Annotated in this window: 14 protein-coding genes; 6 read left to right on the top strand and 8 right to left on the bottom strand. The window is 66.9% G+C overall.

Annotation, left to right across the window (positions count from 1 at the left end):
* A partial coding sequence (locus QO207_RS30445) for a PIG-L deacetylase family protein (RefSeq protein ID WP_301535975.1) occupies positions 1 to 447 on the bottom strand: 447 nt, incomplete at its 3' end.
* Complete coding sequence (locus tag QO207_RS30450; RefSeq protein ID WP_301535976.1) at positions 444 to 1463, bottom strand: acyl-CoA dehydrogenase; 1020 nt, start codon at positions 1461 to 1463, stop codon at positions 444 to 446. The genes QO207_RS30445 and QO207_RS30450, both read right to left, overlap by 4 nt.
* A 275-nt stretch (positions 1464 to 1738) precedes the next feature.
* Here QO207_RS30450 and QO207_RS30455 point away from each other — a divergent pair, with 275 nt between their 5' ends.
* From QO207_RS30455 to QO207_RS30465, 3 genes are all read left to right on the top strand, one after another.
* A complete protein-coding gene (locus tag QO207_RS30455; protein ID WP_301535977.1) occupies positions 1739 to 2041 on the top strand; it encodes a hypothetical protein in 303 nt (100 codons plus the stop codon).
* Positions 2042 to 2482: 441 nt separating this feature from the next.
* A complete protein-coding gene (locus QO207_RS30460; protein WP_301535978.1) occupies positions 2483 to 2959 on the top strand; it encodes a low affinity iron permease family protein in 477 nt (158 codons plus the stop codon).
* 137 nt (positions 2960 to 3096) lie between these two features.
* A complete protein-coding gene (locus QO207_RS30465) occupies positions 3097 to 3342 on the top strand; it encodes a hypothetical protein (protein ID WP_301535979.1) in 246 nt (81 codons plus the stop codon).
* Between the two features lie 50 nt (positions 3343 to 3392).
* On the opposite strand, the gene QO207_RS30470 is transcribed toward QO207_RS30465, so the two are convergent.
* The 3 genes from QO207_RS30470 to QO207_RS30480 all read right to left on the bottom strand — a co-directional run bounded on the left by QO207_RS30470 (position 3393) and on the right by QO207_RS30480 (position 5225).
* Positions 3393 to 3878 carry a Bro-N domain-containing protein gene (locus QO207_RS30470; protein WP_301535980.1) on the bottom strand — a complete coding sequence of 162 codons (486 nt, stop codon included), beginning with the start codon at positions 3876 to 3878 and terminating at the stop codon, positions 3393 to 3395.
* 676 nt (positions 3879 to 4554) lie between these two features.
* Entirely contained in the window at positions 4555 to 4728 is a 174-nt protein-coding gene (locus tag QO207_RS30475; protein ID WP_301535981.1) for a general stress protein, read from the bottom strand.
* Positions 4729 to 4835: 107 nt separating this feature from the next.
* Positions 4836 to 5225, bottom strand: a complete 390-nt coding sequence (locus QO207_RS30480) for a DUF3509 domain-containing protein (protein ID WP_301535982.1) — start codon at positions 5223 to 5225, stop codon at positions 4836 to 4838.
* 347 nt (positions 5226 to 5572) lie between these two features.
* Between QO207_RS30480 and QO207_RS30485 the strand changes: the two genes are divergently transcribed.
* Positions 5573 to 5803: a hypothetical protein gene (locus QO207_RS30485; RefSeq protein WP_301535983.1), complete on the top strand. Its 231-nt coding sequence runs from the start codon at positions 5573 to 5575 to the stop codon at positions 5801 to 5803.
* A 24-nt stretch (positions 5804 to 5827) separates the two neighbouring features.
* Here the strand turns inward: QO207_RS30485 and QO207_RS30490 are convergent, their stop codons facing one another.
* Genes QO207_RS30490 through QO207_RS30500 form a run of 3 tightly spaced genes read right to left on the bottom strand, consistent with a single transcriptional unit; the run spans position 5828 to position 11129 of the window.
* Positions 5828 to 8884 (bottom strand): efflux RND transporter permease subunit, encoded by a 3057-nt coding sequence (locus QO207_RS30490; RefSeq protein ID WP_301535984.1) that lies wholly within the window; start codon positions 8882 to 8884, stop codon positions 5828 to 5830.
* On the bottom strand, positions 8881 to 9963 hold the full coding sequence (locus QO207_RS30495; protein WP_301535985.1) for an efflux RND transporter periplasmic adaptor subunit: 1083 nt from the start codon (positions 9961 to 9963) through the stop codon (positions 8881 to 8883). The genes QO207_RS30490 and QO207_RS30495 overlap by 4 nt, the downstream gene beginning before the upstream one ends.
* Positions 9960 to 11129: an efflux RND transporter periplasmic adaptor subunit gene (locus tag QO207_RS30500; protein ID WP_301535986.1), complete on the bottom strand. Its 1170-nt coding sequence runs from the start codon at positions 11127 to 11129 to the stop codon at positions 9960 to 9962. The genes QO207_RS30495 and QO207_RS30500 overlap by 4 nt, the downstream gene beginning before the upstream one ends.
* Before the next feature lie 278 nt (positions 11130 to 11407).
* Here QO207_RS30500 and QO207_RS30505 point away from each other — a divergent pair, with 278 nt between their 5' ends.
* Both QO207_RS30505 and QO207_RS30510 read left to right on the top strand, forming a co-directional pair.
* On the top strand, positions 11408 to 11656 hold the full coding sequence (locus QO207_RS30505) for a hypothetical protein (RefSeq protein WP_301535987.1): 249 nt from the start codon (positions 11408 to 11410) through the stop codon (positions 11654 to 11656).
* Positions 11657 to 11788: 132 nt separating this feature from the next.
* The coding region (locus QO207_RS30510; RefSeq protein ID WP_301535988.1) for a CheR family methyltransferase at positions 11789 to 14663 on the top strand (2875 nt) is incomplete at its 3' end.

Genomic DNA, 14663 nt, shown 5'->3' on the forward strand with positions numbered 1-14663 from the left:
CCGGTCGCCGGGGCGTATCCAGTCGCCCAGGGCCTGGGCCAGGGTGGCGGCTTGCACGCCGCTATCGGGCAGATGCAGGCGTTGCCATTGCCACTGCGGCACGTCCAGCCCTAGTTCGGCCAGTGCCGTACGGCTTTCTTCCTGGCGTGCGCGGCGCAGGCTTTCCGGCGTCCAGCGCGGCGAGTCGGGATGGCTGCCTTCACCGTCGGTGACCGAGATCAGCAGGCCCTCGCGGTCCTGTTCGAGGCCCTGATCGAGGCTGGCCAGCAGGCCGCCGCAGGCCAGCACCTCATCGTCGGGATGCGGGGCGACCACCACCAGCCTTCGACCCGGTGGCAGCAGCTCGCTACGGCGGATGCGCGGCAGCCGCTCCAGCTGCACGCAACCGCGCCAGGCCGAGGCGGGCGTGCCGGTGGAACCGGCAATCAGGTTGGCTGCCTCGCTCATAGCGCCCACCGTTCCTGCTGCCGGTTCGCCAGGTGCAGGCCGAGGTGCGCCAGGTCGCGCTCGCCATGGCTCTGGCGGAGGAACACCGGCAGGTCGGCGGCGATCTGCGCAAAGCGCCGGTCGCGGCAGAAAGGCGTGGCGCCCAGGGCATGGCCGACATGCCATTGCACGGCCTCCACCGCGCCTTCGACCTGGGCCCGCACACGGCGCGCGTGCAATTCGGAATCGGCAGTGGGGTTGTCGTCGATCCAGCTGGCGCATTCGCGCAGCGCTCCGGCGGCGCCGGCCAGCGCAGCATCCACGGCGCCCAGGTGGGCCATGGCGTGCGGGTCTTCGCTGCGGCCGTTGCGCAGGTAACTGGCCAGGCGGCTGGCAGCGCCATACCAGCACGCGGCGATGCCGGCGCCGCCCTGCCAGAAGCCGGGCCGTTGCAGATAGGCCTGCGGAGCGCCCACGCAGCGCGCCAGTGCTCCGTCGAAGTCCACTGTGGCGCTGCGGGTGGCGGCCATGCCGACGGCATTCCAGCCGCCCTCGCCAATGCTCACGGCCGGCTGGTCCAGGGTCACGGCGATCAGTTGCGGGCGATCCTGCTCATCCTTGGCCGTCACCAGTGCGTGCTCCACCAAGGCTGCGCCGGAGCACCACGGCTTGCTGCCGCTGATGCGCACGAAGCCGGGCTCGCGGGCGATGATCTTCACGCTGGCGCCTGGCGGTTCCGCCGCCCAGACCGCCCAGGTGCCGGGGCGGGTCTCACCCTCCAGCTCGGCGAGGATGGCCAGCGCATCGGTGTGCCCCTCGTACAACTTGAGCAGCGACAGGTCACTGCCGGCCACCGCCGCCAGGGCCTGCCAGCGGCGCAGCGTGGCACCGCTGCCGGGGCTGGGCAGCAGGTCCAGGCCGCTGTCGCTCAGGTTGCGCAGGGCGTGGCCGAGCGTGGCTTGCTGCTGGTCGGCGTCCAGCGGCAGTTGGAAATCCTGGAGCAGGTCGCACAGTGCATTCAGGCCGTCCTGGGTCATGGCGATGTCCGATGGTGAGGGGCTTATTCATCCGGACTGGCTTTGCCGCGCGCGGGTTCAAACCCTCTGCGTGCTGTTCGTAGGGAAGCGGGAGACGCCCCGCGCAACACCTGCCCGTTGGCGAATTGTTCTGAACCCGCCTCGCCTGGGCCGGTCGGTCGAAACAGGGGCGCAGTGCCTGCCGCCCCGCGCTGCTGGGGTGTTGCACCAGGGCACGCTGCAGGCAATTGCTGGCACGCCAATAACCCTGACGAGAACCCACCAAGGAGTCACCCATGATCAAGCTCAACCGCAGCAAAGCCGCTGGCCCGTTCGCCATTGTCCTGCTGGCCTGGCTATCCATCGGCCTGGTACCGGCCTACGCCGCCGACGCAACCAAGCAGGTACCGACCAACGAGAAGCCCCACGGCCAGAGCCCCGGCCAGGCACCTACGCCGCCGGCTTCGCAGCAGAAGCAGAAGAATGAAGGCCGCACTGACGACAACAGCCAGGTGCAGCCCCAGGACAGCCAGCAGAAGCAGCAGGAAAAGAACCACGACAACACCCACAAGAAGGGCACCACGCCGGATGCCTATTGATCCGGGGCGCTTGCGTAGGAGCGGACTCCGTCCGCGATTGCTTCCCGCCGGCACGGTCCTCTCGCTGGGCGACGCCTATCGCGGATGAATCCGCTCCTACGCGACCCATGACGTCGGAGCCACCCTGTAGGAGCGGACCTTGTCCGCGAAATCCTCCCGGCAACACCGTGCGGGCGGATGGGCCTCGCGGACAAGGTCCGCTCCTACAAAAGCCGCACGAATGCCCACCTGTGCCGTAGGAGCGGACTCTGTCCGCGATTGCTTCCCGCCGGCACGGTCTTCCGCTGGGCGATGCATATCGCGGATGAATCCGCTCCTACAAAAGCCCGCGCGGCAGGCTGTGCGCGACGTCACCGGCTGGTCTGGCGGCAATGGTTTTCTGAACTCCGGCTAAGGCCGGCGCCTCTACCCGACAGGCCCCTTTATCGTGGAGAGCGCCCCATGACCGCGCCGAATAAACCCGGCCCGCAGCAGACCAAGGCCACGGCCAAAAGCGCCGGCTTCTCGCGCTTCGCCCAGGCCCTGTCGCAATGGGCCGGGCGCCCGCTGACCTTCGCCCTGGCCTGCGTGCTGCTGGTGGGCTGGGCGCTCAGCGGGCCGTTCTTCCACTTCAACGATACCTGGCAACTGGTGATCAACACCTCGACCACCATCATCACCTTCCTCATGGTGTTCCTCATCCAGAGCACCCAGAACCGCGACACCGACTCGCTGCACATCAAGATCGACGAGCTCCTGCGCACCACCCACCACGCCCACCGCGTGCTCATGGGGCTGGACGACATGGGCAGTGAAGAGCTGCAGAAGCTGCGCAAGACCTACGAGGACATGGGCGAGGACAACAACGCTGCCGAAGGCTCGCCACAGAACGTCGCCGACCGCGAAGAGCAGCAGGACGAGCGCGGCGCGAAGGACTGAAAGCCAACCCCAGGCCACGAGCCGTTACTGACCGCCATGGCCGCCTGCGGGCACCCTCGCCGGGCGGAAAAAAGGCGGAACCGGCGCGCACCGCACTCAGTCTTCTGCAGCACAACAGGCAGACGCCAGAGGTAGCCATGCAGCATGATTTGTCGGCACCGCAATACCGCGTACGCTTCGTCCGGGACGGCAGCGCTTACGAATTCCAGGTCGCCGACCCGGCGATGAGCGAGGCCCGCGCCTGGTGCCATGTCGCCCGCCATCTGCGGATTCCGATCAGCGATCTGCAGGGCTTCCAGAAGGCCTATCACTCCATCCGTAACAGTGTGGAGCGCCACAACGTGCACGACGTCAGCTTCAAATTGACGGCCGATCCAGCCTGAAGAAGCCCGCACGCAGGCGGGCTGAAAATTGTCACAGGTTTGCTCGGGGCTCAGCGTGGCAGGCGGGCTTCCGCTTCCAGCAGCCTCGCCGCATCACCCACGCGCATCCACACGCCGCCTTGCCATTCCAGCATCGCCAGCGAATGGTCCTGCACGTTGCGCAGGAAGTGCCGCGGGCCACTGCCTTGCTGCAGGCGCGAATCGCGCAGCACCGGCACCACCTCGTTGCTCAGCCACTGGCGCAGGTTGCGGTTTTCCGGGTGGAAGAAGTAGACCAGCAGCAGGGTGTAGAGCCCGCTTTCGCTGACCAGCAGTTCCTCCTCGCGGCCACCAGCCAGCAGCTCCCAGCGGTACTGGTCGGGGTCGAGCTTGCGTGGCACGCGGGCGCTGAAGTGGCTGTTGGTCAGCCGCGCCAGGTCGCGGGCGACGAACCAGGCCTGGCGGTCGATCATCAGGCCGCGCAGGGTGCGGTCGAAGCGCTGGAAGGTCTGGAAGCTCAGGTCGGGGCTGGCCGGGAATTCGATCCTTGGGGTCATGGCGTTCTCCTTGCTCAGGGCAGGAAGTACAGCAATCAAACCGCCACCCAAAGGGGAGGCGGACCGTGCAAGGGTGGAAACCGGTTGATAGAGCCATAGACCGGTCGGGCCGAAGCCCGCCTCACACGGTCCGCCATAGACAGCCAGGGACGACTCCGCCTCGTGAAAGGCTGGGTCGTCCCTGCTACAGCAAGGCTCTATCAAACAGGTTTCCACACCTGGCCACGGCTGTTCCGTGGCGGGAGGAACGCTAAGCAGGAGCCTTGTAGGACCGCAATACCAATTGCGCGTCGGGCGTTTCCCGGAAACCTGTGCCGGGCCGCACGGAAGGATCGCGGCGTAGGAGTCAGGTTCAGGAAAGGCGGAGGAGGGTGACAGGTCGGGGTGTTCGCGTCTGTAGGCCGATTCGTGGTGACGTGAGAGAAGTCGGATAACGCTCCGCACCCTTTTCCTACAGGGAACAGCTTGTCCGCCGACATGCCCGTGGCGGATAACACTGACGCGTCATACGCCCTACGGGGCGCCGAAGCACCCCACCCCCTGTAGGAGCGAGCTTGCTCGCGAACCGCCCAGCACCTGGCCGGCCAGGGAGTCTGTTGCCCCGCTGCGCTTCACACGGTGCCTTACCAAAAAGCGAAGCCAGGGCTGCCCGGCTTCGCTTGCTTGGGCGCCGTGCTCAGTCCGGATCGGCGCTGCGCGTGCGCTGCCCACCCTTGCGCCCGGCTTCGGAGGCCCGCTGCGGGTCGTTCCGGAAGTTGCCGCCGCTGTTGGAGCCGCCCTTGCGTCCCGCTTCGGCGGCGCGTTTGGGGTCTTCCGCAAAGTTGCCTTTTCCGCCTCGATGTTCGGCCATGGTGTTTCTCCTTGTGCTGGTATGTGTTGCGCAGGTATGTGGCGGGCAGGTAGCTCGCCAGGAATGGCGCTGCCGCGCAGCTCGCCCGGCAACAACGCATGTGGCGCTCAGGCGCGCAGTGGCTGGCGGATGCCGGCCAGGTCGCGCAGGCGGCCGCCGGCCACGACGATCTTGCGCTGGCGGTGTTTGCCCTGGCCGGGCTTGAAGGTGGGCAGCGGGATGCGCTTGGTGAACACGTCGACCTGCTCATCCGGCAGCGGACCGCTCTCGAGGATCAGGTCACGCTGGATGCGCCCGATCAGGTCGTCCAACTGCTGCTGGTGCTGCAGGTCCTGGCGGGTGATGACGCGGTCGAACAGGTGCGCGCCGCAGTGGTTGTGGAAGGAGCAGAGCAGCGCCTGGTCCGGGCGATTGGAGAAGTGGATGGCGTACTCGGGCAGTGCCTGGCAGATCAGTTCGCGGGTGCTCTGGAAAGTGCGGTCGACGGTGCATGGCATGGGCAGGTTCCTCCTTGTCGGTAGCAATAAGGGAGCAACCACCGGGCCAGCGCAAAAGCGCCGTAAGTCGTTGATCTGCGGTTGGCGGTAGTTGGAATTTGCACGCGGCGAGGGCAGGGGCCGTGCATTCTGCTACTGGCCAATTGATAAGCGAAGCGGCTATTTCGCGGGTTTCTCGCGGTTTCTCGTGGGTCGGCAGCCGCTCCGTTCATCGACCACGAGCAAACAAGTTGAACATCGCCACGGGCAATTTTTCAGAGCGGGTGTAAGGCTGCGAAAGATCGACCCTGCAGCGCCAGCCGAGGCCATGACCTGAACTTTGCTCGCCGACACCCGAGGAGGTTGCCATGCGCATCTGGGTAATTAGTTACCACAAGGACAACAACACCAGCACCGTGGACATGCCCCAGGCCACCCAGCCCAGCGTGGAGGAGGCGACGCGCTTCCTGCTCAAATGGGTGCGCGAGAACCTGCCGGCCGGCGACTACGGTGCCGCGCAGGACGACCACGGCGACCAGCCGACCACCGAGCTGCTGCGCCGCTACGGCATCACCCTGAGCGGGATCACCGAACAGTAGCCCGGCGACCTGAAGGTCCGGGGATCAGTCCTCGCGGATGCGGTACCAGGTGACGTACAGCGCCGGCAGGAAGAACAGCGTCAGCAGCGTCGCGGCGATGATCCCGCCGATCATGGCGAAGGCCATCGGCCCCCAGAACACTTCCCGCGCGATGGGGATCATGCCCAGGCTGGCCGCCGCCGCGGTGAGCAGGATCGGCCGGGTGCGGTGGTGGGTGGCCTCGATCACCGCTTTCCAGGGCGAGCGACCTTCGGCCTCGAAGGCTTCGATCTGGGTCACCAGGATCACCGAGTTGCGGATGATGATGCCGATCAGCGCGAGGATGCCAAGGATCGCCACGAAGCCCATGGGCGTGCCGGTGGGCAGCAGGGCAGCGACCACGCCGATCAGCCCCAGCGRCGCCACGCTGGCCACCAGCAGGGTCTTCTGCACGCTCTGCAGCTGGATCATCAGGAAGGTCGCCATGAGGAACAGCATCAGCGGCACCACCTGGCCGATCGGCCCCTGGGCCTTGCCACTTTCCTCGACGGTGCCGCCGGTGGCCAGCTTGTAGTTGGGCGGCAGCTTGGCGGCGAACTTCTCGATCTCGGGTTTCAGCACCTTGACCAGGTCCGGCGGCTGGATGTCGTCGGTGATGCTGGCCTTGAGGGTGATGGTCGGCTTGCGGTCGCGCCGCCACACCAGCGGCTGCTCCAGCTCGTAGCCGACGCGGGCGAAGGCCTTGAGCGGGATCGAGGTGCCGCTGGAGTTGACCATCTGCAGGTTCTCGATGGTTTCCGGCGAGCTGCGTTCGCTGTTCTCCGAGCGGCCGACCACGTTGATCAGGAAGATGTTGTCGCGCACCTGGGTCACGCTGGTGCCGCTGACCACGCTGTTGAGCATCTGCGCCACGTCCTCGGAGCCCAGACCGAGCTGGCGCAGCTTGTCCTGGGCGATCTCGATGCGCAGCACCTTACCCGGTTCGTTCCAGTCGTAGATGATCTCGCCGATGTGCGAGTTGCCGTCCAGCAGGCCGGCCAGTTGCATGGCGTAGTCGCGCACCTTGTCGACGTCCGGGCCGCTGATGCGGTACTGGATCGGCCGGCCCACCGGCGGGCCCATTTCCAGCGGTTGCACGTAGGTGCTGATGCCGACGAAGTCGCGGCGCAGGTTCTCGCGCAGGCGCCCGGCCAGGCGTTCGCGGGCCTCCAGGTCCTTGGCGACTATCACCAGCTGGCCGTAGAAGGGGTTCTGCAGTTGCTGGTCCAGCGGCAGGTAGAAGCGGATGGCGCCCTGGCCGATGTAGGAACTCCAGCGCGAGACGTCCTCGTCGTCCTTGAGCAGCGTCTCGACCTTGTCCATCACCCGGCGGGTCTCGGCGATGCTGCTGTTCTGCGGCAGGTTCAGGTCCACCAGCAGTTCGGGGCGGTCGGAGGAGGGGAAGAACTGCTGCTGGACGAACTGCATCAGGTACAGCGACACGCCCAGCAGGGCGACGGTGAAGACGAGGGTCAGCACATTGCGGCGCATGGCGCGCTGCAGCCAGGTGTCGAAGAAGCCGAACAGCCGGCTCTTTTTCTCCTCGTGTTTCTTCAGGGTCTTCGGCAGTACGTGCACGGCGATCACCGGGGCGAACAGCACCGCGACTATCCAGGAGAGGATCAGCGCGACGGCGATCACCGCGAACAGGGTGAAGGTGTATTCGCCGGCGGAGCTGGCGTTGAGGCCGATGGGCACGAAGCCGGCGATGGTCACCAGGGTGCCGGTGAGCATCGGGAAGGCGGTGGAGGTATAGGCGAAGGTCGCCGCCTGGTGCTGCGAGTCGCCCAGCTCCAGACGGGTGACCATCATCTCCACGGTGATCATGGCGTCGTCCACCAGCAGGCCGAGGGCGATGATCAGCGCGCCGAGGGAGATGCGCTGCATGGTGATGTCGGTGTACTCCATGAACACGAAGACCATCGCCAGCACCAGCGGGATCGAGCAGGCCACCACCAGCCCGGCGCGCACGCCGAGGCTGACGAAGCTCACCAGCAGGACAATGATGATCGCCTCGAACAGCGCGCTGGTGAAGCCGCCCACGGCTTTCTCCACCACCTCGGCCTGGTTCGACACCGTGTGTACGCCAACACCCACCGGCAGCTCGCTGGTGATCTGGTCCATGCGCTGGCGCAGCGCCTCGCCGAACTCCTGGATGTTGCCGCCCTTGCGCATGGCCACGGCGAGGCCGATGGCCGGCTTGCCGTCGTAGCGGAACTGGGTGCTGGGCGGGTCGACGTAGGTGCGCTGGATATCGGCCAGGTCGGAGAGCCGGTAGAAGCGGTCGTTGACCCGCAGGTTGACCGCGGCCAGGTCGGCCTCGGAGCGGAACTCGCTGCTGGTGCGCACCGAGATGCGCTCAGGGCCGGCCTCGATCACCCCCGAGGGGGTCACCGCGTTCTGCTGCTGCAGGCTGTCGAGCACCTGACGCTGGTCGATGCCCAGCGCGGCCAGCTTGCGGGTGGAGAAGTTGAGGTAGATGACTTCGTCCTGGGCGCCGATCAGCTCGACCTTGCCCAGGTTCTCCACGCTGCGGATGTCCAGCCGCGCCTTTTCCACGTAGTCGCGCAGCTGGCGGAAGCTCAGGCCGTCGGCGGTGAAGGCGTAGACGCTGCCGAACACGTCGCCGAATTCGTCGTTGAACGCCGGCCCCTGCAGGCCCTGGGGGAAGTCGCCCTTGATGTCGGTGATCTTCTTGCGCACCTGGTACCAGATGTCCGGGATCGCCTTGCCGCTGGTGGTGTCCTTCAGATAGACGTAGACGGTGGCCTCGCCGGGGCGCGTGTAGCTCTTCACGTAGTCCAGGCTGTCCAGTTCCTCCAGCTTCTTCTCGATGCGGTCGGTGACCTGCAGCAGGGTGTCGTCCACCGTCGCGCCGGGCCAGCGGGCCTGGATCACCATGGTCTTGATGGTGAAGGAGGGGTCTTCCTCGCGGCCGAGGTTGAAGTAGGAGAACACCCCCATGACCAGGGAGATGGCCATCAGGTACCAGACGAAGGACTGATGCCGGAGCGCCCATTCGGAGAGGTTGAAGCCGGTCTTTTCCTTGCCCTGTTCGCTCATGGCTGCGTCCCCTCGTCGATCCTGACCACCTGGCCCTCCTGCAGACTGTTCACCCCGGCGCTGACCACCCGTTCGCCATCGGCCAGGCCCTTGCCGACCACGAGCTTGCCGTCGCGGTTGCGCAGGACCTCCACTTCGCGCTGATGCACCTGGCGCTTCTGCGGGTCGATCACCCAGACCTTGGCGCTGCCCGTGGCCGTGCTGTCGCCGATCAGCGCCGTGGCCGGCAGGCTGCTGCGCGGCGCTACCGGGCTGGTGAGCAGCACACTGACCGTGGTGCCCAGGTGGAAGCTCGGCGGGGCATCGGCCAGGGTCAGGCGGATGCGCCGGGTGCGGGTGGTGGCGTCGGCCTGGGGCGCCAGTTCGCGCACGGTGCCGGTGGTGCGATCTTCCGGGGCGAGCTGGGCGCTGACCTCGAAGCGGGCATCGGCGGGCAGGCGCTGGACGAGGTCGTCCGGCAGGTCGACCACGGCTTCTTTCACCTCCGGGCGCACCAGGGTGACCACTTCCTGCCCGGCCTGTACCACCTGGCCGGCTTCGGCGTGCCATTGGGTGATGACCCCGGCGAAGTCGCTGCGCAGTTCGGTGTAGCCCAGCTGGTCCTGGGCGCGGCTGGTGGCCGAGCGCGCCTGGTCGAGCGTGGCGCGGCTAGTCTTCAGGCGGGTGCGGGCCTGGTCGAGGTTGGCCTGGGCGCCGACGCCGCGGGCCAGCAGCTCGCTCTGCCGGCGCTCGTCAGCCTGCGCGTCGATCCACTCGGCCTCCGCGCGGGAGGCGTCGCCCTTGGCGCTGAGCAGGGCGTTCTGCTGGTCGGTGGGGTCGAGGGTGGCGAGCAGGGTGTTCTTTTCCACGCTGTCGCCGACATCCAGGTTGCGCGCGGCAATGCGGCCATTGGTGCGGAAACCCAGGGTGGTTTCGTAGCGCGCCTGGATGCTGCCGGCAAAGCGGCCGACCTGGCGAACCTCGTCGGCCTTGACGGTGACGAACAGTACCGGGCGCGGTGGCGGCGCTTCCGGCTCCCGGGAGCAGCCGACGAGAGTGACCAGGGCGAGGAAGGCGAGGCGCGGCAGCTGCGGGTTCATGGCTGCGCCTCCGTGGCCTGCGGGCTGGTGGAGTGGGTCTGGGTGCGCGGCTCGGCCTGGGCACTGCTATCCACCGGCTCAGCGACCTGTTCAGGGCGCGCGACCTCGACTTTCTGGTTGGGGTGCAGCAACTGGCCGCCGGCGACTATGACCCGCTCGCCGGCTTGCAGCCCTTCGCCGATCATCACCCGCTCGCGGGCGAAACTGACCTGGCCGACCGGCTTGAGCTGGGCGCGGTCCTGATCATCCAGCACCCACACGGCCGGGGACTTGCCCTGTTTGAACAGCGCCGACCACGGCAGCAAGGCGCGCGGCTCGGCCGCCTGTGCCAGCTCCGCACCGACGACGGCGCCGAGCCCCATCGCCGCGGGCACCTGGTCGAGGCCGACCTTGACCTTCAGCGTGCCGCTGCGGGTATCCACCGTCGGCGTCACTTCGCGAACCCGGCCCTGCACCTGCACCTTCGGGTCGGAGAGCAGGTGAACGGTGACCGGCTGGTCGCTCTGCGCGCCCTGGAACAGTGATTCGTAGACGTTGAACACGGCATCGCGCTCGCCATCGCGGGCCAGGGTGAAGATCGGTTTGGTCGCCTGCACCACCTGGCCGACTTCGCCGCTGCGCTGGGTGATCACGCCGTCGGCGGAGGCCTTGAGTTCGGTATAGGAGAGCTGGTCGCGGGCCGAGGCCAGCTGTGCGCGGGCGGCTTCCAGGGAGCTTTGCGCGGAACGCAGCTCGGCCTGGGCGCGGTCATATTCGCTGCGGCTGGTGTAGCCCTTGGGCAGCAGCTGGCCCTGGCGCTGGAAACCGACCTGGGCCAGACGCAGCCGGGCTTCCTCGGCGACCACCGCGGCGCGGGCGTTCTCCACCTGGGTCTGCAGGTCCTTCGGGTCGAGGCGGGCGAGCACCTGGCCGGCCTTCACCGCATCGCCTACATCGGCGCTGCGCTCGATGATCTTGCCGCCGACCCGGAAGGCCTGCTGCGCTTCCACCCGCGCCTGGATATCGCCGACCACGCTGGGGCGGGCGGCATAGTCGGTGGTGGCGACCTCGCGCACCAATACGCGCGGCAGGTGCTCGGCGGGCTTCTCGCGGCCACAGCCGGCGAGGCCCAACGTCAGTGCAATGGTCAGTGCAATGAAGCTCAGCCCGTGTGTCGTCTTCGTCATCCATTCCCCCAGGGTGCAAGTCCTGCGCGCACGTGGGCGGGCGTGGCGCGATACGAACTGTGAGTCGGCCCGTGCGGCGAACGTTCAAACAAAATGCGGCGTGCGGCGGGCAAAAGGTGGACATCTGCCGCGATTTCCCGGCAGTAGCGACGGGCCGCCAGGGCGCCCATGGACTCCCGCAGGGCCACGCCCGGAGCGGTTTTTCGAACTCTTCGTCGCACCGCCCGGTCAATCCGGAAATGACCACACCGGCCTGATCCGGGTAAGGAGACACCCAGGTGAACTGCTTTATCTGTGGAAGCGAATCGAAGGGGCTCGGGGATACCCATTGCACCCATCTGACTTGCCCGCTCTGCGGTGCCTATCGGATTTCCCTGGCGGCGACCGAGGAGATGCAGCGTGGCGGCCTGCAGCTGGATGTGGAGCGCTCGCGGCGCTGGATCGCCAGCTACGAGGGCAACGTCGGCACGCCGATGTTCAGCGTGCTGGTGGTTCGTCAACGGGCCCTGGAAAAAGCCAGCCCGTAAGCCACCGGCAGGCGAGGGACCGCCTGGTTTTTCTCTCCCGCCCGCGCAACGGGAGATCGGCTAACGCCGTCAAGGCTGCTACTCTTCGGCCTGCCGTCGAACAGGCCGAGTGACTCCAAGGAAGCCCGCGTCATGAGTGAAGAAATCCCCGCCGCAGAAGGCCTCAAGCTGAAGGTGCAGCCCAGCCACCTCAACTTCCCGGTGATCGGCATCGGGGCCTCGGCCGGCGGTCTTGGCGCCTTGTTGCGGCTGTTCGAGAACATGCCCAACGACAACGGCATGGCCTTCGTGGTGGTGATGCACCTCTCGCCCAATCACGAGAGCAGCGCGCACCACATCCTGCAGAAAGTCACCAAGATGAAGGTGCGCCAGGTCACCGAGCCGACGCCGATCGAGCGCAACTGCGTATACCTGATCTCGCCGGCCATGCAGCTGACCATGAACGATGGCTACCTGCGCGTGACCGAGCTCAACCCTGCCCAGCCGCGCCACATCGCCATCGACATCTTCATGCGCACCCTGGCCGATGCCCATGCCGAGCACGCGGTGAGCGTCGTTCTCAGCGGCAACGGCAGCGACGGTTCGGCCGGGCTGTCGCGGGTCAAGGAGCAGGGCGGGGTGACCATCGCCCAGGCGCCGGATGACGCCGAGTACGACGAGATGCCGCGCAGCGCCATCGCCACCGGCCAGGTGGATTTCGTCCTGCCGGTGGGCGACATACCGCAGAAGCTCATCGACCTCTGGCAGACCATGCGCAACATGCAGCTGCCCGCCGATGCCGACGTGGCCACGCCGTTCCGCTCCATCGAGGACCCGGAGCAGTCGCGCGCCGCCGAAACTGCGCTGAAGGAAATCCTCGGCCTGTTGCGCACCCGCACCGGCCACGACTTCAAGCATTACAAGCGCGCCACGGTGCTGCGCCGCATCGAGCGGCGCATGCAGGTCAACCGCCTCGGCGACCTGCCGGCGTACCGCGCCTTCCTCCAGGGCGCGCCGGAAGAAACCAAGGACCTGCTGGCGGACATGCTGATCGGCGTCACCAACTTCTTCCGCGACCGCGAGGCCTTCGAGGCGCTGGAGCGGGAGATCATCCCGCAGCTGTTCGAGATGCCGGTGGCAGGGGATGCCCCGGTGCGCGTGTGGAGCGCCGGCTGTTCCTCCGGCGAGGAAGCCTATTCCCTGGCCATGCTGCTGGCCGAGTTCGTCGAGTACCGCGAGAGCGACCGGCAGTTCCAGGTGTTCGCCACCGACATTGACGAGCACGCCATTGCCATTGGCCGCAGCGGCGTCTATCCCGAGGCGATCCTCCCCGATATCACGCCGCAGCGCCTGCGCCAGTACGTGACCAAGGAGCAGACCCGCTACCGGGTGAAGAAGGAAATCCGCGAGCGCGTGCTGTTCGCCATGCACAACCTGCTGCGCGATCCGCCGTTCTCCAAGCTGCAGCTGATCAGCTGCCGCAACCTGCTGATCTACCTCGACCGCGAGGTGCAGGCGGACATCCTGCAGATGTTCCACTTCGCCCTGGCGCCGGGCGGCTACCTGTTCCTGGGCAGTTCCGAGTCGGCCGACGTATGCCTGGAGCTGTTCACCCCGGTGGACAAGAAGAACCGCATCTACCGCGCCAAGGCCGGCGCGGTGCTGGGTCGGCCGGCGTCGCCGCTGCCGATCATGCCCAATGCCGACACGCCGCAGGCCAGCAGCGAACGCCCGGCCGAGCGCCGGCGCATTTCCTTCGCCGACCTGCACCAGCGCGTACTGGAGCAGTACGCGCCGCCCAGCGTGGTGGTCAACCACGATTCCAGCATCGTGCACATGTCCGACCAGGCCGGGCGCTACCTGCGCTACGTCGGCGGCGAGCCGTCGCACAACCTGCTGTCGCTGGTCCACCCATCGCTGCGCCTGGAGCTGCGCACCGCGCTGTTCCAGGCCTTCCAGACCGGCAAGAGCGTCGAGGCGCGGCGAGTCAAGCATGAGCGCGAAGGCAGCACCTCGTACATCAACATGGTCATCCGGCCGTTCCGCGACCAGGACGCCGACTTCGCCCTGGTGATCTTCGACGAAGTCGAGGAGACCATGAGCAGCGATGCCAACGGTCACCAGCAGAACGTCAAGGACAGCGTGCTTTCCCAACTTGAAAGCGAGCTGCAGCGCAACAAGGAGCAGCTGCAGGCGACCATCGAGCAGGCCGAGACTTCCACCGAGGAGCTCAAGGCTTCCAACGAGGAACTACAGGCGATCAACGAGGAGCTGCGCTCGACCACCGAGGAGCTGGAGACCAGCAAGGAAGAGCTGCAGTCGATCAACGAGGAGCTGATAACGGTCAACCAGGAGCTGAAGACCAAGGTCGAGGAAACCGGCAAGATCAACGACGACCTGCAGAACCTGATCGCCTCCACCGACATCGCCACCGTCTTCGTCGGCCGCGACATGCGCATCAAGTCCTATACGCCGCGCGCCACGGCGATCTTCAGCATTATCGCCTCGGATACCGGGCGCTCGCTGCTGGACATCACCCATCGCCTGGATTATCCGGACCTGGCCCGCGACGCCTCCAGCAGCTTCGAATCCCTGCGCACCATCGAGCGCGAGGTCTCCAGCCAGGACGGCAAGCGCTACCTGGTGCGCATGCTGCCGTACCGCACCACCGACAACATCATCGACGGCGCGGTGCTGACCTTCATCGACATGACCGAGCGCCGCCTCGCCGAGGACAAGGCGCGGGAGAGCGAGGAGCGCCTGCGCCTGGCAGTGGAGAGCACCCAGGACTTCATCATCATCACCCTCGACCGCAACGGCAGCATCACCGGCTGGAACAAGGGTGCCGAGCGCGCCTACGGCTACCGCGAGGCCGACGTGCTGGGGCAGAGCCTCGACATCCTGCACAACGAGGAAGACCAGCGCGCCGGCGTGCTGCGCGAAGAGCTGCGCGTGGCGCGGCAGATGGGCCGGGTGGAAACCGATCGCTGGCACCTGCGCAAGGATGGCAGCTCGTTCTTCTGCAGCG

Origin of the sequence: Pseudomonas sp. CAN1 (genome assembly GCF_030462585.1) — a bacterium.
In the GTDB taxonomy this organism is placed as follows: Bacteria; Pseudomonadota; Gammaproteobacteria; order Pseudomonadales; family Pseudomonadaceae; genus Pseudomonas.